Origin of the sequence: Virgibacillus proomii, assembly GCF_900162615.1 — a bacterium.
GTDB lineage: Bacteria > Bacillota > Bacilli > Bacillales > Amphibacillaceae > Virgibacillus > Virgibacillus proomii.
Genome location: NZ_FUFN01000010.1, coordinates 2,308,689 through 2,326,698, shown reverse-complemented (window position 1 = coordinate 2,326,698; position 18,010 = coordinate 2,308,689). Strand labels below are relative to the sequence as shown.

13 protein-coding genes, 1 other RNA gene and 1 other annotated feature are annotated in these 18,010 nt (G+C 37.5%); of the genes, 11 read left to right on the top strand and 3 right to left on the bottom strand.

What is annotated here, in order from left to right; genetic code table 11:
• Positions 1–40: 40 nt before the first annotated feature.
• The 4 genes from recJ (at position 41) to dtd (ending at position 5,838) form a co-directional block, all read left to right on the top strand.
• Positions 41–2,365 carry a single-stranded-DNA-specific exonuclease RecJ gene (recJ, locus tag BN1066_RS18310; protein WP_077321088.1) on the top strand — a complete coding sequence of 775 codons (2,325 nt, stop codon included), beginning with the start codon at positions 41–43 and terminating at the stop codon, positions 2,363–2,365.
• Positions 2,355–2,867, top strand: coding sequence for an adenine phosphoribosyltransferase (locus BN1066_RS18305; protein WP_077321086.1), 513 nt, complete (start codon positions 2,355–2,357; stop codon positions 2,865–2,867). Before recJ ends, BN1066_RS18305 begins: the two co-directional genes overlap by 11 nt.
• A gap of 257 nt (positions 2,868–3,124) precedes the next feature.
• Entirely contained in the window at positions 3,125–5,335 is a 2,211-nt protein-coding gene (locus BN1066_RS18300) for a RelA/SpoT family protein (RefSeq protein ID WP_077321084.1), read from the top strand.
• A 56-nt stretch (positions 5,336–5,391) separates the two neighbouring features.
• Entirely contained in the window at positions 5,392–5,838 is a 447-nt protein-coding gene (gene dtd / locus BN1066_RS18295; protein WP_077321082.1) for a D-aminoacyl-tRNA deacylase, read from the top strand.
• A gap of 31 nt (positions 5,839–5,869) precedes the next feature.
• Here the strand turns inward: dtd and BN1066_RS18290 are convergent, their stop codons facing one another.
• Positions 5,870–6,892, bottom strand: coding sequence for an N-acetylmuramoyl-L-alanine amidase family protein (locus BN1066_RS18290; protein ID WP_077321080.1), 1,023 nt, complete (start codon positions 6,890–6,892; stop codon positions 5,870–5,872).
• Between the two features lie 917 nt (positions 6,893–7,809).
• Here BN1066_RS18290 and BN1066_RS20390 point away from each other — a divergent pair.
• From BN1066_RS20390 to ssrS, 4 genes are all read left to right on the top strand, one after another.
• On the top strand, positions 7,810–7,986 hold the full coding sequence (locus tag BN1066_RS20390; RefSeq protein WP_179104429.1) for a hypothetical protein: 177 nt from the start codon (positions 7,810–7,812) through the stop codon (positions 7,984–7,986).
• 243 nt (positions 7,987–8,229) lie between these two features.
• Positions 8,230–8,451 (top strand) — a binding site (T-box leader).
• 334 nt (positions 8,452–8,785) lie between these two features.
• A complete protein-coding gene (gene hisS / locus BN1066_RS18285; RefSeq protein ID WP_077321078.1) occupies positions 8,786–10,075 on the top strand; it encodes a histidine--tRNA ligase in 1,290 nt (429 codons plus the stop codon).
• Complete coding sequence (gene aspS, locus BN1066_RS18280; protein ID WP_077321076.1) at positions 10,068–11,843, top strand: aspartate--tRNA ligase; 1,776 nt, start codon at positions 10,068–10,070, stop codon at positions 11,841–11,843. Before hisS ends, aspS begins: the two co-directional genes overlap by 8 nt.
• Positions 11,844–12,190: 347 nt before the next feature.
• A non-coding RNA gene (gene ssrS, locus BN1066_RS18275) (6S RNA) lies at positions 12,191–12,375 on the top strand.
• A 730-nt stretch (positions 12,376–13,105) separates the two neighbouring features.
• Here the strand turns inward: ssrS and BN1066_RS18270 are convergent.
• Both BN1066_RS18270 and BN1066_RS18265 read right to left on the bottom strand, forming a co-directional pair.
• Positions 13,106–13,756: an RsfA family transcriptional regulator gene (locus tag BN1066_RS18270; protein WP_077321074.1), complete on the bottom strand. Its 651-nt coding sequence runs from the start codon at positions 13,754–13,756 to the stop codon at positions 13,106–13,108.
• Between the two features lie 100 nt (positions 13,757–13,856).
• Positions 13,857–15,134, bottom strand: a complete 1,278-nt coding sequence (locus BN1066_RS18265; RefSeq protein WP_077321072.1) for a replication-associated recombination protein A — start codon at positions 15,132–15,134, stop codon at positions 13,857–13,859.
• 160 nt (positions 15,135–15,294) lie between these two features.
• On the opposite strand from BN1066_RS18265, the gene cymR reads away from it, so the two are divergent.
• The 3 genes from cymR to mnmA are packed head-to-tail and all read left to right on the top strand — an operon-like array spanning position 15,295 to position 18,005.
• Positions 15,295–15,714 (top strand): cysteine metabolism transcriptional regulator CymR, encoded by a 420-nt coding sequence (cymR, locus tag BN1066_RS18260; protein WP_077321070.1) that lies wholly within the window; start codon positions 15,295–15,297, stop codon positions 15,712–15,714.
• Positions 15,715–15,735: 21 nt separating this feature from the next.
• Complete coding sequence (locus BN1066_RS18255; protein WP_077321069.1) at positions 15,736–16,887, top strand: cysteine desulfurase family protein; 1,152 nt, start codon at positions 15,736–15,738, stop codon at positions 16,885–16,887.
• 5 nt (positions 16,888–16,892) lie between these two features.
• A complete protein-coding gene (gene mnmA / locus BN1066_RS18250) occupies positions 16,893–18,005 on the top strand; it encodes a tRNA 2-thiouridine(34) synthase MnmA (protein WP_077321068.1) in 1,113 nt (370 codons plus the stop codon).
• Positions 18,006–18,010 lie beyond the last annotated feature (5 nt).

Here is an 18,010-nt window from a genome sequence, read left to right as displayed (position 1 = left end):
AATAATATTTATGTATAATAGATTGGTCAGGGGTGAAATTATGCTACAAAGTAAAGCAAAATGGAATTTTGTAGGAATAGAAGAAACAGAGGTAAACTTGGTGGCTGATTCACTTCAACTATCACCAGTTATACAAAAACTTTTACTTCAAAGAGGAATTACAACGGAGCAAGCAGCAGCAAAATTTCTTCAACCTGATTTTGCTGATTTACACAATCCCCATCATCTCCAATCCATTGATAAAGCGACAAAGCGTGTTCATCAAGCAATTAAACAAGATGAAAAGATTCTCGTCTTTGGTGATTATGATGCAGATGGAGTAACTGCCACAGCAGTGCTGGTAAAAGCGTTACTGGAGTTAGGAGCATATTGTGATTACTATATTCCGAATCGATTTACGGAAGGGTACGGTCCGAATGAAGCAGCATTTCGTCATGCTTATGAACAAGGATATCAATTAATTATTACAGTAGATAATGGAATAGCAGCAATTGAAGAGGCTGAAATAGCAAAAGAATTAGGAATGGATTTGATTATTACGGATCATCATGAAATCCAAGACCAATTACCGGATTGTTATGCTATCATTCACCCAAAATGCTCACCCAATTATCCATTTCATGAACTGGCTGGAGTAGGCGTCGCTTTTAAGTTTGCTCAATCCTTGTTGGGTTATTTTCCGCATCAATTCCTAGATTATGTTGCTATTGGTACGATTGCTGATCTTGTTCCTCTTATTGATGAAAATAGAATCTTAGCATATCATGGTTTACGTGCTTTGACGCATACAAAGCACATAGGGTTAAAAGCGTTAAAACAAGTTTCTAAAGTGGAAGGAACAGTAACGGAAGAAGATGTCGGATTTCTTATTGGTCCAAGACTGAATGCGGTAGGGAGACTGCAGTCTGCTGATATGGCTGTTGACTTATTGCTTACAGAAGATCCTGATGTTGCAACGGAGATCGCCCATGCAATCGAAGCATTGAATGAAGAGAGACAATTGCTTGTTCAACAGATCGTAACAGAGGCTGAACAAATGCTTGCAGGACAAGAAGACCAAGATGTTATTATTGTTGCAAAAGAGGGCTGGAATGAGGGAGTACTTGGAATTGTCGCTTCCAAATTGGTTCGTAAAATGGATAGGCCTGCTATTGTACTTACGTTGAAAATGAAAGAAGGAATTGCTAAAGGATCTGCAAGAAGTATTTCAGCTTTCGATTTATTTGAAAATTGTATGCAGGTTCGTCATTTATTTAATACTTTTGGAGGTCATTCACAAGCAGCAGGGATGACACTTCCGATCGAGCAAATAGGGTCACTGCAGCAAGCTTTAAATAAACAAATTTCTGAAGAACTTCAACCTGATGATTTTAAACAGGAGATTCAAATCAGTCAGACATTATCACTTTCAGAAATAACAATAGAGCTAATCGAGGATATTCAACGGTTGGCGCCTTTTGGTATGCACAATCCAAAGCCTTTATTTCATATCCGGGAAACTCCTAGACAGCCAAAGCAAATTGGTAGCATGAAAAATCATTTAAAGCTTCAATTTAAAAACGAAAAGACAATGGTAGATGGGATTGGTTTTGGTATAGGTGAACTTTTCCATTACTTAACTCCTCAAACAATCGTCCATGTAGTCGGCGAGTTATCAATTAATGAATGGAACGGACACCGCAAGCCTCAAATAATGATTGAAGACATCTGTATAGCAGATTGGCAGTTGTTTGATCATCGTGGTAAAAAAGCTGTTGATTTAGCAATATTTGTTCATACCAATTCAACCTGTGCTGCAGTGGGAGATAAATTACAAGCACAATCGTTAGGTATTCCACACCGAACGTATAAGGACGATTGGTCAAATTTAAAGCAGATCGATACTTTATTTATATTTTCAATGCCGGAAAAATGGAGTGACTTAGAGGAAATCCTTATTGCGACCAAGCCTAAGAATATTCATCTATGTTATTATATAGAGGATAGTACATATTTACGTGCTTTTCCTTCAAGAGATGATTTCAAATGGATGTATCATAAGTTACTTATTTATAAATCAATTCATATCGACAGGAAATTACCCACATTAGCCCAATCACGAGGATGGAATAAAGATAAATTGCTGTTTATTATTCACGTATTTTATGAACTACAATTTATACACATAGAGGATAGAATTATTAAACTGAATCCGCATCCAGCAAAGCGAAATTTACAGGACTCTGAAACATATCAAAAGCGATTGCAACAAGCTGAGATCGAAAGGATACTGTATTATTCTACCTACGAAGAACTAAAAAACTATTTTGCAAAATATATGGATCATTTGGGAAGTCCCAAGGAGGAACCTAGTTATGGATTATAAAAGTTACATTAAAATTGTGGAAGACTGGCCAAAGAAAGGAATACAATTTAAGGACATTACACCATTAATGGCTAATGGTGATGCCTTTCGCTCAGTTGTAGATGAAATTGTAACATATGCAAAGGAAAAAGAAATTGATGTGATTGTTGGCCCTGAAGCAAGAGGGTTTATTATTGGTTGCCCAGTTTCTTATGCTCTGGGAGTAGGTTTTGTTCCGGTGAGAAAGGAAGGTAAGCTTCCACGAGAAGTAGTAAAGATTGATTATGGCTTAGAATATGGCAAAAACATATTAACGATTCATAAAGATGCGATTCAACCTGGGCAACGCGTCTTAATTACAGATGACTTATTAGCGACAGGTGGTACTATTCAAGCAACTATTAAGCTGGTGGAAGAGCTTGGTGGAATTGTTGTTGGTTGTGCATTTATTATCGAATTGAGCTATCTGGGCGGTATGGAAAAGTTACAAGGGTATGATGTATTATCCTTAATGAGCTATTGACGGTAAGATAGGTCTGGCGATATGAAATCGTTAGGCCTATTATTGTAATATAATTACATAGTAATAAATTTGAAAAATATGGAAAATAATAGGAACGGTGGATGGGAATGTCTACTGTTAAACAACCTAATACTGTAAATTTTCATAAAGTCATCCTAATTTTGACTGATTCTTATAATGGACACATACAAGAGAAAAGCATATAATTAAACTATTTAAGAAATTAGACTTGATATAGCGAATAAAGGTGATTTTTAATGGCGAAAAGCGATATTATGACAATAGATAACATTTTGAATAAGGCTAGTCAGTATCTGACCGAAGAAGATACTGCTTTTATTCGCAAAGCATATGAATTTGCTGAAAAAGCGCATGCGGATCAATTTAGAAAATCTGGAGAGCCATATATTATCCATCCTGTTCAAGTGGCCGGTATTTTAACGGAGCTGGGAATGGATGCGGAAACCATTGCAGGCGGCTTTCTTCATGATGTAGTAGAAGATACTGATGTCACGTTAGAGGCGATTGAAGAGACATTTAATCATGAAGTTGCCATGCTTGTAGATGGTGTTACTAAACTAGGTAAGATTAAGTATAAATCAAAAGAAGCCCAACAGGCAGAAAATCATCGAAAAATGTTCGTTGCAATGGCGAAAGATATTCGTGTAATCTTAATTAAATTGGCAGACAGGCTCCATAATATGCGCACCTTAAAGCATTTACCGCCTAATAAGCAGCGTAGAATTGCTAATGAAACATTAGAAATATTTGCTCCATTAGCTCATCGGTTAGGGATTTCGACAATTAAATGGGAACTGGAGGATATAGCACTACGGTATTTAAATCCGCAACAATATTATCGAATTGTGCAATTAATGAAGCAGAAAAGGGAGGAACGAGAATCTTATATAAAAGAAGTTATCGAGGAAGTTTCCAGACAATTGAAAGAAATGAATATTGAGGCAGAACTTTCTGGAAGACCAAAACATTTGTACAGTATTTACCGAAAAATGGTAAAACAACATAAACAATTCAATGAAATATATGATCTGCTTGCTGTTCGAATTATTGTTAATAGTATTAAAGATTGTTATGCCGTATTAGGAATTATTCACACTTGCTGGAAACCAATGCCTGGCAGATTTAAGGACTATATTGCGATGCCAAAGCCTAACTTGTATCAGTCATTGCATACTACTGTAATCGGCCCAAAAGGTGATCCGTTGGAAGTACAAATCCGCACAAAGGAAATGCATGAAATCGCAGAATATGGCATTGCTGCACATTGGGCTTACAAAGAAGGAAAGCGGGTTAATCTGGATAAGCAATCGTTTGAAGAAAAGTTAACTTGGTTCCGTGAAATCCTGGAATGGCAAAATGATACGCATGATGCAGAAGAATTTATGGAATCTTTAAAAGTAGATTTATTTTCTGATATGGTGTATGTATTTACTCCTAAGGGAGATGTTATTGAGCTTCCATCTGGTTCCGTACCTTTGGATTTTGCGTATAAAATTCATACCGAAATCGGTAATAAGACAATTGGCGCAAAAGTAAATGGAAAAATGGAGCCACTCGATTATAAGCTGAAAAACGGAGACATTGTTGAAGTAATGACTTCTAAGCATTCCTATGGACCATCACAGGATTGGTTAAAAATAACACAAACATCCCAAGCAAAGAACAAGATTAAACAGTTTTTTAAAAAGCAGCGGCGTGAAGAAAACATTCTTAAAGGAAAAGAAGCTGTGGATAAAGAAATTAGAAACTTAAATATAGAACCGAAGGATGTTCTAACGCAGGAAAACTTACAACGTGTATACGAAAAGTATAACTTCTCCAATGCGGATGATATGTATGCGGCTGTTGGCTATCAAGGAATTACTGCAGCTTCTATTGCCACACGATTAACTGAAAAAATAAGACAAACGAAGGAAAAACAACAAGAACTTGAACAAACGATAGAAGAAGTAAAAACGGATGTCAAAGATAAAAAGGATAAAAAAATAAATAAGCGCGATATCGGTGTGAAAGTAGAAGGTGTTGACAATCTGCTTGTTCGTCTATCGAAATGTTGTAACCCTGTTCCTGGTGATGACATAGTAGGATATATTACAAAAGGAAGAGGTATTTCTGTCCACAGAAAGGATTGTCCTAATGTGCAGACAGAAGAAGCGAGGGAACGCTTTCTCCATGTGGAATGGGAAAATAATCGAACGGAACAAAAGCAATACCATGTCGACCTGGAAATTTCAGGCTATGACCGACGTGGGTTAGTAAATGAAGTCTTGCAAGCAATTAATGAGACAAAGACGAACATCACCTATGTGAACGGCCGTTCTGACCGTAACAAAATGGCGTTCATTCAAATTACGATTTTAATCCATAATACAAGACATTTACGAAAAATTGTAGAAAGAATTAAGCAAATTACAGATGTGTATACGGTGAAGCGAACCATCCAGTAACGAATAAGGGTGCTTTTTCATTCCAAACAAGAGAATTAGAAAAAAGGAGCATAATAATGAAAGTAGTAGTCCAACGAGCGAAAGAAGCCAGTGTTTCTGTAAACGGTAAGGTAATTGGAGAAATTGCACAAGGCTTTGTTGTTTTAGTAGGAATCACGCATGACGATACAGAAGAAGATGCAGCCTATTTAGCCAATAAAATTGTCCATTTACGAGTATTTGAAGATGAACAGAACAAACTTAATTTATCTTTAAAAGATGTTGGTGGCAGTATTCTTTCTATTTCTCAATTTACATTGTATGGAGATACGAGAAAAGGAAGAAGACCTAATTTTATGAAAGCTGCTCGTCCAGACTATGCAAATGATTTGTATGTTAAATTTAATCAATTATTAGAAAAAGAAGGTATTTTTGTGGAGAAGGGTGCATTTGGTGAAATGATGGAGGTACAACTAATTAATGAAGGGCCGGTTACATTGATCATTGACAGTAAGGAAAAGTAATAAGAACAATCCCCATATAGGTTTGTTCTTATTACTCATTTGCGAAATATTTACCCAAACCGTTAATGATACCAGAAACCAATTGTTGCTGATACATTGTTGTCTGCAACAAGGAAGCTTGGTTTTTATTCGATATAAAACCGAGTTCAACTAAAATAGCAGGCTTATAATTTTGTCTAAGTACGAGAAAATCACCAAAGCTTGTTCCGCGATTATCCGCACCAGTTGATTTTATCAATTCAGCTTGTACATAGGTTGCTAATGAACGATTACGCTCTTGATAATAATAAGCTTCGATTCCAGTAACGTTTGGCAGTTGCGGAACACTATTATAATGTAGGCTAATAAATACGTCTGTATTTAATGTATTACTAAAGCTGATTCTGCTGTTTAGTGGAACAAAGTCGTCTCTTAACCTAGTCATTTTAACGTTAGCCCCTAACATTTCCAATTCTTTTTTTAATTCCTGTGCAGTTAAATACGCAACATCTTTTTCAAATACTTCCGTTGCTCCAATCGCCCCAACATCTCTTCCGCCATGTCCAGCATCTACCACAATCGTTTTATTTGCAAAACTACTCTTAGAAGGTGTGCTTACTGGCTTGGTTAGTTGTTTATATATATAGCCTCGTCCATGTTTGTTTTCGATTTCATACCAATCACCAGTAGCGCTTCGAACATTGTATATGCTGCCTTTATCAGCAAAGTGATTAATTGAATAATCGGTTGATGGTCCATTGCGTATATGTGTCTTCTTATTTGAAATGGTAATCGTTTCTGGATGTTGTTCCGAATGAATTTGTATATAATCCGCCGCAATCCAACCTTCCCTATAATTTAATTTAACTTTAATCCAATCATCCGCTCGTTGCAAAACGTTGTATCTATCTCCTTTATTAGCCTGTTCCATGTTGGAAAATTGCGTTCCTGGACCACTGCGAATATTTACTCTGTTTTTGGTAACAGTTCCTTCCAATGCATGGGAAATGGGCGTAATTAATAGCATAAATACAATTATAATTGGTAAGACGATGATTAATTTTGTCCTTTTCATTTATTGCCTCCTTGTTATGAGCTAAGAAATTTTATCCTGCATTGAAGGGTGTCATAAGCCCCCTTAGCACGCAGAAAAAGCGTTCTTCTTTTTCAAAGGAAGGAAACAGTAATAATTGCATTTTTCTATAGTGTTGTGATCTTAGCCTTTGATCTATTCTGTTGAGATAAAAACCGCTCCTTGAAAGAAGTTTCATTTTGAGTACTAATTGTATAAATTGTTATAAAAATTCGGAAACACTATGCATCTATCGAGGCAGTTAGGCAGCTTTTGACAGAGGTCCACCATTAGCAACGTTTTCTTTACACGTTAAAAAATTACATTTTAACGCAGTAAGTTGGTTGGACGTAGTAAAAAGCTAAGTCTTAAGTTAAGTGCAGTTAGGCGATCGTCATCGCTCTCTTGCCGCTCGCTAAGTTATTCTTTATCAGTTATTTCCATTTAAGTTCATGTTATACCTTTGAGAATCGCTTATATAGTCAAATGAGATATAGCAAAATGATTAAGGGTGAATTTGAATAGAGGATGCGTTTTGTTTATGGAGTCATATTAATTAGAAACAAAGATCAGATATACAGTCCGGTTCAATTATGTTAATCCGTTATTTATTAAGTTATGTATAAATACAAACGGCAGTCGCCCGTTTAAAAATTTGTCTCTTGCCCCTTTTTCTTTTAGCATAATAAAAAATCAAATGCTAGGCAAACTAGTCCTATAAAGTGAAACTTTATTCAGTAGGAGTTTTCTTCCCTCTCCTACTAAATGTTAGTACCACAAGAGTATGACCTAAAGGCCCTTGAACCAATGGGCATTTAGGTGCTGTTTTCTCCCACTTAGACACTTTTGTATCCGCCTCAAGATCTTGAAGTGGGAGTCTTACGGCACCTTACATGCGGGATAAAAGGAGGTAGTTTTCCGTGCAATCATCCGAAAAACAGTCACATGTTTATCAAGAAAGCCAATTGTTTGGTGTTAATTTACATCGCTTTCTGGAATTAGCTGAAGGAGAAGTTAGTCATATGGAGATAGCAGAAGAGTTAGGGATTTCATTAGGAGAAGTTAAGATGTTAAAGAAAAAATTAGATCGCGCTTGACATTACTATGTAGAACGATTAATATAATATACATTCATGGTTATGAAAATCAGTAGTTGCCATGGAGGAATTATATTCTACGTCGGAAAAAATTTTATTTTACTATAAGAAAATATAAAATTTTAGGGGTTTATAGTATAAGTAAAACTATAGCTTTCGTCATAAAGACTTGGCGATAAGCTAAGTTTTTCTAATAATGTCCTACATGTAAGTGCGATGTGGCAACAAATTGTATATATAGTTAGATTACCAATGAAGGAAAAAGTAATTGGCAACCAAATGTCCAGAGAAGAAATGCCATAGGCTGGAAGCATTTCACATGATGGTCCAATGAAAGACATTCCAGAGGCTTTATATCGAAAGGGATAGTAGGTATAAACGTATTACAGGCGTTAACTGTATAAAGGCGGATGTATACATAACATCAATTAGGGTGGCAACGCGGGCTAAACTCCCGTCCCTTATTATTCATAATAAGGGACGGGAGTTTTTTAATATCTAATTTTAGTGTAGCAATTAAATTCGATATCGTAAAAATTCTTTCACTTAGAAGTATATGTTTAACAATGTGAAGAACTTGTCAGAGGTTAGATGGACGATGCCTTTCTGTAGGTAATCAGTCCATGGGGAGACGATTTAATCTATCGTAGGAAAACAATCGAAAGTTTACTACAGCTTGAGCAAAAACTAGACGAAATGTAAAAATAGATATTGTTTTCTAGACGATAAATAACATTCACTACGATTGCACTTACTACATGAATAATATACACATTATCAATATTAGGAGGTTTTTCGGATGAATTATAAGGCGCCGAGAGGTACTGCAGATGTCTTACCAGAAGATGCCAATAAATGGCAATTTATTGAAAGTACAATAAAACAGATTTGCCACCGATTCCATTATGAAGAGATACGGACACCTTTATTCGAGCATACCGAAGTATTTCAACGAGGAGTAGGAGATTCTACAGATATCGTACAAAAGGAAATGTATACATTTCAAGATCGCGGTGGGCGAAGCATTACTTTACGTCCTGAAGGAACGGCTCCCGTCGTTCGAGCATTTGTGGAAAATAAATTATATGGATTAGCCAACCAGCCTACGAAATTATATTATTTTGCTGAAATGTTCAGATATGAACGTCCACAAAAAGGGCGGATGCGACAATTAAATCAATTCGGTGTAGAAGTATTAGGGAGTGCAGACCCAGCCGTTGATGCAGAGGTTATTGATTTAGCGATGAGCTGTTACCAAGCTTTAGGACTAAAGTCGATTAAGTTAGTGATCAATTCCCTTGGGGACAAAGAAAGCCGAGACACACACAGAAGGGCTTTGATTGAACATTTTACTCCATATAAGGGTGAGCTTTGCTCTGATTGTCAACAACGTTTGGAAACTAATCCATTACGTGTGCTTGACTGTAAAAAGGATCGTGAGCATCCAGCCATGCAGTCTGCTCCATCGATACTGGATTATTTAAATGATGCTTCGCAAAATTATTTTGAACAAGTTAAAGCATATTTAACCTTGATGGGAATTGAATATGAAGTAGATAAAAATCTTGTTCGCGGTCTTGATTATTATAATCATACGGCTTTTGAAATTATGAGTGATGCAGAGGGATTTGGTGCGATTACTACCCTTGCCGGTGGTGGTAGATATAATGGGCTTGTTGAAGAACTTGGAGGGCCGAGTACGCCAGGAATTGGATTTGGTATGGGATTGGAAAGATTGCTAATGGCGCTTAAAGCAGAAAACCAAGACATATCAATAGATCGTTCGCTGGATACGTATGTGGTTGCTGTTGGGAATGAAGCGGAAAAAGAAGCAGTTTGTTTAGTACATCAATTAAGAAAGCAAGGAATTCAAGCTGATAAGGACTATCAAAACAGAAAAATGAAGGGACAATTAAAAGCTGCTGATCGGTATCAAGCAAAATACGTATTGATTCTAGGGAAAAATGAATTAAAAGATAGAACAATAGTTATAAAAGAAATGGCAACAGGTAATCAGGAAACCATTGCATTAGATAGTGTAATAGCTGTGTTAAAGGAAAAGCTTTTAGGAGGAAAGGATCATGAGTGAGAATGTGCGTACAATGGCGGGATCGTTAACAGAGACGGATGTTGAAAAATCAGTGCTATTAAAGGGGTGGGTACAAAAACGCAGAGATTTAGGAGGTTTAATTTTCATTGATCTTCGTGATGTATCTGGCTTGATACAAGTTGTGTTTAATCCAGATCGCTCACTTTCTGCTTTGGAAATCGCTGAGACAATTCGAAGTGAGTATGTGGTGGAGGTTGAGGGGAAAGTCGTGAAGCGAGATGCTGGAACTGTTAATCCGAATATGCAAACAGGTACCATTGAAGTGGTAGCACAATCGATAACCGTTTTAAATAAAGCTAAAACACCGCCATTTTCGATTCAAGATGAAACAGACGTGTCCGAAGATCTAAGATTAACGTATCGATATCTAGATCTGCGTCGCAAGCCATTACAAGAAACATTTAAATTACGCCACCAGATTACACAAGCTGTACGTCAATACTTGAATGATGGTGGATTTTTAGAAATGGAAACACCAATTTTAACGAAAAGCACGCCAGAGGGAGCAAGAGATTATCTTGTACCAAGCCGCGTGCATCGTGGAGAATTTTATGCTTTACCACAGTCACCGCAACTGTTTAAGCAACTAATTATGATGGGCGGCTTTGAAAAATACTATCAAATTGCTCGTTGTTTCCGTGATGAAGATTTACGAGCAGATCGTCAACCTGAATTCACACAAATTGATATTGAAACATCGTTTTTAACTAGTGATGATATTATGAAATTCACTGAAGAAATGATGCAATATGTGATGAAACAAGTAAAAGGAATTGATATTCCACTGCCTCTAAAGAGAATGCCTTATGAGGAAGCAATGGCACGTTTTGGCTCAGACAAGCCGGATACACGCTTTGGCATGGAACTTATCCATGTATCGGAAGTAGTCAAGCAGTCTAATTTCAAAGTGTTTCAAGGCGCAATTGAGGCTGGTGGCCTAGTTGCTTTATTAAATGTCAAACAGCAGGCGAATCATTACTCTCGCAAGGATATTGATAAGCTGACGGACTTTGTGAAAGTATATGGCGGCAAAGGTTTAGCCTGGTTGAAAGTGGAAGGTGCTGAATTGAAAGGACCAATTGTTAAATTTCTTTCCGAAGAAGAAAAATCAGGTTTAATGACTGCCGCTCGAGCAGAGGATGGAGATTTACTGTTGTTTGTCGCTGACAAGACAAATGTTGTGTATGATAGTCTTGGTGCACTTCGTTTGAAGTTAGGAAAAGAATTAAAATTAATGGATGAGTCTGCTTATAACTTCTTATGGGTGACCGATTGGCCGCTGTTAGAGTATGACGAAGAAGAGGGTAGGTATTCTGCTGCCCACCACCCGTTTACTTCACCTGTTGAAGCAGATATTGATAAATTAGATACAGATCCGGAAAAAGTGAAAGCTAACGCCTATGATTTGGTGTTAAATGGCTATGAGCTTGGCGGGGGATCGATTCGTATTCATAAAACAGAGGTGCAACAGAAAATGTTTCAGGTGTTAGGGTTCTCTAAAGAAGAAGCAGACGAGCAGTTTGGTTTCTTGTTAAAGGCGTTAGAATATGGTGCACCTCCACACGGAGGGGTTGCATTAGGTCTGGATCGCATTGTTATGCTGTTAGCAGGCAGAACGAATTTGCGTGATACGATCCTATTTCCAAAAACAGCTTCTGCTTCCGATTTACTGACAGATGCCCCAAGTGAAGTAGGTTCAACACAGCTGGATGAGTTGGGAATTAAACTGATGAATGATGAGAAGTAAAGATTAGCTGTAGAAAAAAATATAGGGTAAAGATGACGCAAAATACTCTTACTTAAAGATAATAAGAAGAAGAAGTTTAAGTGGGAGATACGGCCCTAAATACCGGACTCGTTCTGGATGACAAGAAAGACTACGACAGCGATACATAGCGGTTTTTCAAGGGCAAGAAAAGCTACGCTAGTATCCTCACTGTTTTTTTAGAAGGATGTTGAAACCTTAGCCTTTCATCTCATCTTTCGCAGAAAAAAGACCACTGACTGATTTACTTTATAACACTTTGCATATACGAATCTTAAGGATTGATTTTTTGAGAAATGACATGTTAAAATATATTTACAAATAAGAGCAAAATCCTGATGTGTTCGTCCATAAAAAGTATTTTGACCGAACAACTTTAAAAATGGGAGCTCGCATGTTTCTATATTGCGTGCACGCCTCTTAACCTGAGGAAACACAATAAGTATAGAACAGAGCACCCACCTGCTGAGAGCGGGATCAAAACTTCTAAGTGGACGGCACGATCGGGAGCCAATAGAAAGCCCTAAATTGCGAGATTGGAATCTTCCTTCTAGCAATTTAGGGCTTTTTTCGTTGTCTTGGAAACGATGTCCGTTTTTACTTGATGGAGCTTTTATGAATGTAGCTTCGTTTAACTAAAGCGCTCGTGCTGCTAGTAAACTTCAATCTTCTTTCTGCAATAAGGCCCAACATCAGTTCGAAACTAAAGGAAGGCCGACTAAAAAGGGACCGCTTGTTGCAGAGGATGTTTTCTTTATCTACGATGTAAGGAACCGTATACCTTGCCTTTGAAAAATCTACTTATTATTTTGCGAACGTTATGAGAGAAACAGTACCTAAATTCCCGATTCGTTGGGGTTGACAGGACAAGGGAAGCTTCTTGAATAGACATCGCACGCAGAAAAAGCGTTCTTCTTTTTCAAGGACAGGGTTGCTACGCCAGCAATACACCGCGGTTTTTCAAGGAGATGAGCTTTCCTTGAATGAGGTTTCCCTTTCTCCCGCATGTAAGGTGCCGTATTTTTCTTACTTCAAAAACATGCTAATGATGTAGCGAATATGATAGAAAAACGGCACCTAATGCCCAATTGGTTCAGGGCCTTTAGGTCATACCCTTGCGGTACTAACATTCCGTGTAAAAAGCGTTCCACGGAATGAAGTTTCACTTTATCTCGTTCGAAGATTTTTCAGTTTGTAAGGTCGCTAAACGAGCACTTTTAGCTTTTTTGTTCTTTCTTATGCTTTTAGTTTGACCCTTGAGCTAATTGTTGCAGGTTGCCATTTTTGTCCATTCGGAAAGCTGGTGCAGGCATCATTCCCTGGTCTTCTAAAACCGTCATTTTGCGCGCTCTTTCCATGATTTGGATAAATGCTTGGTAATCTTCTTGAATCGTTGTTAATCTTTGTTTCGTTTCTTCTAATTCTTTATTCAATGTATCTACTTGCTTTTGTAGTGCTTCTTTTTCCCGCTCAGCCTGTTCAAGAGAAGCCAGGGACTGATGAGAAGCCATTGTTTGTTTTTTTACATCTTTTAAGAAACTAATAACCATATCCATTGTAAGCTGCGGATCATTATTAGGCATAGAGTGGCTGGAATTTCCCTTTGTTTCTCCTTGAGAGAAGGATAGACCGGATTTATTCGCTTTATTAGCCTTTGCCATCGCACGTTTCTTTTCTTTTCGTTGTCGTTTTGCAAGATCAATAGCATTTACGTATTTATTACGAATTTCAGCATTCCAACGAAATCCACATGCTGCGGAGGTACGATTCAATTTATCTCCAACCTCTTCAAAAGCATTCAATTGTGTACTACCTTCGCGAATATGACGTAGTACGGTTTCTGCTAATAATAGGTCATCCTCATGTGACCAGGCATCTTGTCTAACTTTTGCCATTTAGTTCAACTCCTTTTAAAGTAACAATTTTACAATGATTTTTAAATAGATTTGTTTGTATTCTATCTTCATTGTTACCACAGGAGATCGAACTTATACGTCAAATCTTTTTATCTTTCTGGATTTTATCATAAACTTGTTTCATAGCTTGTTCAAATTTCCCGGTAGCTTTAGGTGTATAGTATTGTTTGTTTTTTATAGAATCTGGCAAGTATTGCTGCTTCACCCAACCATGTTCATAATTATGCGGGTACAAATAGTCTACGCCTCGGCCTAATCTTTTGGCACCACTGTAGTGAGAATCCTTTAAATGAACAGGAACTTCTCCACCTTTCCCGCGTCTTACATCTTCTAACGCTGCATCCAATGCTTTATAAGCAGTGTTTGATTTTGGTGATAGACATAATTCGATAATCGCCACACTAAGCGGAATTCTAGCCTCAGGAAAACCTAACCGCTCTGCAGCTTGAACTGCGGCCAGTGCTCGTGGACCAGCTTGCGGATTTGCAAGTCCAATATCTTCATAGGCAGTAACAATCATTCTCCGAGCAATGCTATCTAGATCACCAGCTTCAATTAATCTTGCTAAATAGTGAAGTGCTGCATCTACATCACTACCACGGATTGACTTTTGGAAAGCAGATAGAACATCATAGTGGGCATCCCCATCTTTATCATGAGAAAAACTTTTCTTTTGCATACATTCTTCTGCAATTGATAAAGAAATATGAATGATATCGTTTTTATCCTCTGGTGTGGAAGATACGGCGAGTTCAATCCCATTTAAGGCAGCACGCATATCTCCATTAGCACTTTGCGCAAAGTGCTCTAACGCTTCCTCTGATAACTGGATGTTTTTATCGCCAAACCCTTTTTCTGAATCTGTCATTGCACGGGAGATTGCTTGTTTGACATGATCCACTGTTAAACGATGTAATTCAAATAAATGACATCTACTGCGAATAGCCGGGTTAATAGAGTGGTAAGGATTACTCGTTGTACAACCAATCAGGATTATTAAATTATTTTCTAAATGAGGCAGTAAAAAGTCTTGTTTTGCCTTATCAAGACGATGAACCTCATCTAAAATAAGTACGATCTGTCCGGTAATTTTTGCTTCTTCTACAACAATTTCCATATCCTTTTTCTTATCGGTCACTGCATTTAATAATTTTATTGGTTTTCCAAGACTTTTTGCAAGTGCCATTGCCATAGAAGTTTTTCCAGTTCCGGGAGGTCCAAATAAAATCATGGAAGCTAACTGCTCAGCAGTTACCATCCGACGAATAATTTTCCCTTCACCAACTAAATGCTCTTGACCAATAATTTCATCAATATGCTCCGGTCTCATCCGAACTGCGAGTGGTTTTTGTTTCATTTATACCGTCCTTTATATTATAATAATACACTGTTTACAAAGTTGATTACTTTGTTATTACCTGATATAGGTTTTCCAATCATGCAAGTAGAATGGGTTCCATGCTATAATATCATGTATAAAGATAATTGGAACGTAATTAAAATTGAGGTGTCAGTATATGAAAATTTCAACGAAAGGGAGATATGGTCTTACTCTTATGATACATTTAGCGAAATGTCATGGCAAAGGACCTACTTCTCTTAAACAAATAGCAAAAGAGAATAATTTATCTGAACATTATTTAGAACAATTAGCATCACCATTACGAAACTCGGGTTTAATTCGGAGTATTCGCGGTGCGTATGGTGGTTATGTATTAGCTAAAGAGCCGATTGATATTAAAGCAGGAGACATTATTCGTGTTTTAGAAGGCCCAATTACTCCTGTTGAAGGGATTGAAGATGAAGAGCCTGCAAAGCAAGCCTTGTGGTTGCGTATTCGTGATGCTGTAAAAGATGTATTAGACACAACAACACTAAAAGATTTAGCTGATCATAATAATGATGAACCTCAAGATGCATATATGTTTTATATTTAAGCCAGGGAAGGATAGATAGATGTGGAACAAATATATTTAGATCATGCCGCCACAACACCAGTTCATCCTCTTGTCTTGGATACGATTTATTCTGTAGAGAAAGAGGTTTTTGGTAATCCATCAAGTGTCCACTATTTTGGAAGAAAGGCAAGGCAGTTATTGGACAAAGCTAGGTATGATCTGGCTAAAAGTATGAACGCCCAAGAAAAAGAGATTATTTTCACCAGTGGTGGAACAGAAGCTGATAATTTAGCAATACTAGGAACTGCTAGAGCAAATCGTCATAAAGGAAATCATATCATTACAACCCATCAAGAGCATCATGCTGTGCTTCACACTGTAGAGCAATTGGAAAAAGAAGGTTTTGATGTGACATACTTACCAATTGCTGAAAATGGCAAGGTGTCTGTAGAAGCTGTAAGTAAAGCACTTACAGATCGAACCATTCTTGTTTCGATCATGTATGTCAATAATGAAACAGGTGTTATCCAACCAATTAAGGAAATTAGTAAAAAACTAAAATCTCATCAAGCTTATTTTCATACAGATGCAGTTCAAGCATTTGGTCTTATTGATATAGATGTAGCTGCATTGGGAGTCGATATGCTTACCGTTTCATCTCATAAAGTGAACGGTCCAAAAGGTGTTGGCTTTTTATATGCGAAAGAAAATGTAAAGCTTTCTTCCCTCCAGTTTGGTGGTGAGCAAGAACGAAGACGACGTGCAGGCACGGAAAATTTGGCTGGGATTGTTGGCTTTCAAAAGGCAGTAGAACTAGTGAAAAAAGAAAGAAATGAACGAATTGAAAAATATCAAGGCTATAAACAGCAGTTTTTGCAAATACTGCAGGAACAAAACGTGGAGTTTCGTGTAAATGGCGATTTAGATGATTCGGTTGCTTCCATTGTAAATATTAGCTTTCCAAAAACGAATGTAGAAGCGCTGTTAACAAATTTTGATTTAGAAGGTGTCGCAGCTTCTAGTGGAAGTGCTTGTACTGCTGGATCGGTTGAGCCTTCTCACGTATTAACAGCCATGTACGGCAAAGAACATGAATGTACAACCAATTCGATTCGATTTAGCTTTGGCTTAAGCAATACTCCTGAAAATGTAGAAACAGCTGCCTTACGAATAGCGAAAATTGTAAATCGGTTAACAAGCAATAAAGGATGATTAGGATGAGTAATAAACAAGATATAAGAGTTGTAGTAGGAATGAGCGGAGGTGTTGACTCTTCTGTTGCTGCCCTTCTTCTAAAACAAGAAGGCTATGATGTGGTTGGCATCTTTATGAAAAATTGGGACGATACAGATGAATTTGGAGTTTGCACGGCAACAGAGGATTTTGATGACGTTGTTCGTGTTTGTAATCAATTAGATATTCCGTATTATGCCGTCAATTTTGAAAAGCAATACTGGGATAAAGTGTTTACGTACTTTTTAGATGAATACAAAGCCGGCAGAACACCAAACCCTGATGTCATGTGCAATAAAGAAATTAAATTTAAAGCTTTCCTTGATCATGCCTTGTCACTAGGAGCAGATTATGTTGCAACCGGGCATTATGCACGGGTGCGTGAGCGAAATGGCCGATATGAACTCTTGCGTGGTGTTGATGATAACAAAGATCAGACATATTTTCTAAACCAATTAACCGAGGATGTTTTAAGTAAAGTGATGTTTCCGCTTGGTCACATGCATAAATCAGAGGTTCGAAAAATTGCAAAAGAGCATGGTCTGGCTACAGCAACTAAAAAAGACAGTACAGGAATATGTTTTATTGGTGAGCGGAACTTTAAAGAATTTCTAAGTGAATATTTACCTGCACAACCGGGCGAAATGCAAACATTGAACGGTGTCATTAAAGGACATCACGATGGATTAATGTATTATACGATTGGTCAACGTCAAGGTCTTGGTATTGGTGGAGCGGGTGAACCATGGTTTGTCGTGGGAAAAAATATGAAAGAAAATATCCTTTATGTGGAGCAAGGTGATGAAAACGAGTATTTATATTCGGATGCATTAATTGCAACAGATATCAATTGGATTCATCCGGACCAGATAGAGGACAGCTTTACGTGTACAGCAAAATTTCGCTATCGTCAACAGGACAGCCCGGTAACTGTCACGAAAATCGATGATGAACGAGTAAAAGTTACGTTTGGAGAAAGGCAGCGTGCTATTACACCAGGACAAGCAGTTGTATTTTATGATGGTGAGGTTTGCCTTGGCGGTGGAACGATAGACGAAATTTTTAAAAGAGATCAGCGACTGGACTATGTAGGTTAAGTAAG

Coding starts and splice junctions, on each gene's coding strand:
- recJ (WP_077321088.1), top strand. CDS start 41: ATGCTACAAAGTAAAGCAAAATGGAATTTTGTAGGAATAGAAGAAACA.
- BN1066_RS18305 (WP_077321086.1), top strand. CDS start 2,355: ATGGATTATAAAAGTTACATTAAAATTGTGGAAGACTGGCCAAAGAAA.
- BN1066_RS18300 (WP_077321084.1), top strand. CDS start 3,125: ATGGCGAAAAGCGATATTATGACAATAGATAACATTTTGAATAAGGCT.
- dtd (WP_077321082.1), top strand. CDS start 5,392: ATGAAAGTAGTAGTCCAACGAGCGAAAGAAGCCAGTGTTTCTGTAAAC.
- BN1066_RS18290 (WP_077321080.1), bottom strand. CDS start 6,892: ATGAAAAGGACAAAATTAATCATCGTCTTACCAATTATAATTGTATTT.
- hisS (WP_077321078.1), top strand. CDS start 8,786: ATGAATTATAAGGCGCCGAGAGGTACTGCAGATGTCTTACCAGAAGAT.
- aspS (WP_077321076.1), top strand. CDS start 10,068: ATGAGTGAGAATGTGCGTACAATGGCGGGATCGTTAACAGAGACGGAT.
- BN1066_RS18270 (WP_077321074.1), bottom strand. CDS start 13,756: ATGGCAAAAGTTAGACAAGATGCCTGGTCACATGAGGATGACCTATTA.
- BN1066_RS18265 (WP_077321072.1), bottom strand. CDS start 15,134: ATGAAACAAAAACCACTCGCAGTTCGGATGAGACCGGAGCATATTGAT.
- cymR (WP_077321070.1), top strand. CDS start 15,295: ATGAAAATTTCAACGAAAGGGAGATATGGTCTTACTCTTATGATACAT.
- mnmA (WP_077321068.1), top strand. CDS start 16,893: ATGAGTAATAAACAAGATATAAGAGTTGTAGTAGGAATGAGCGGAGGT.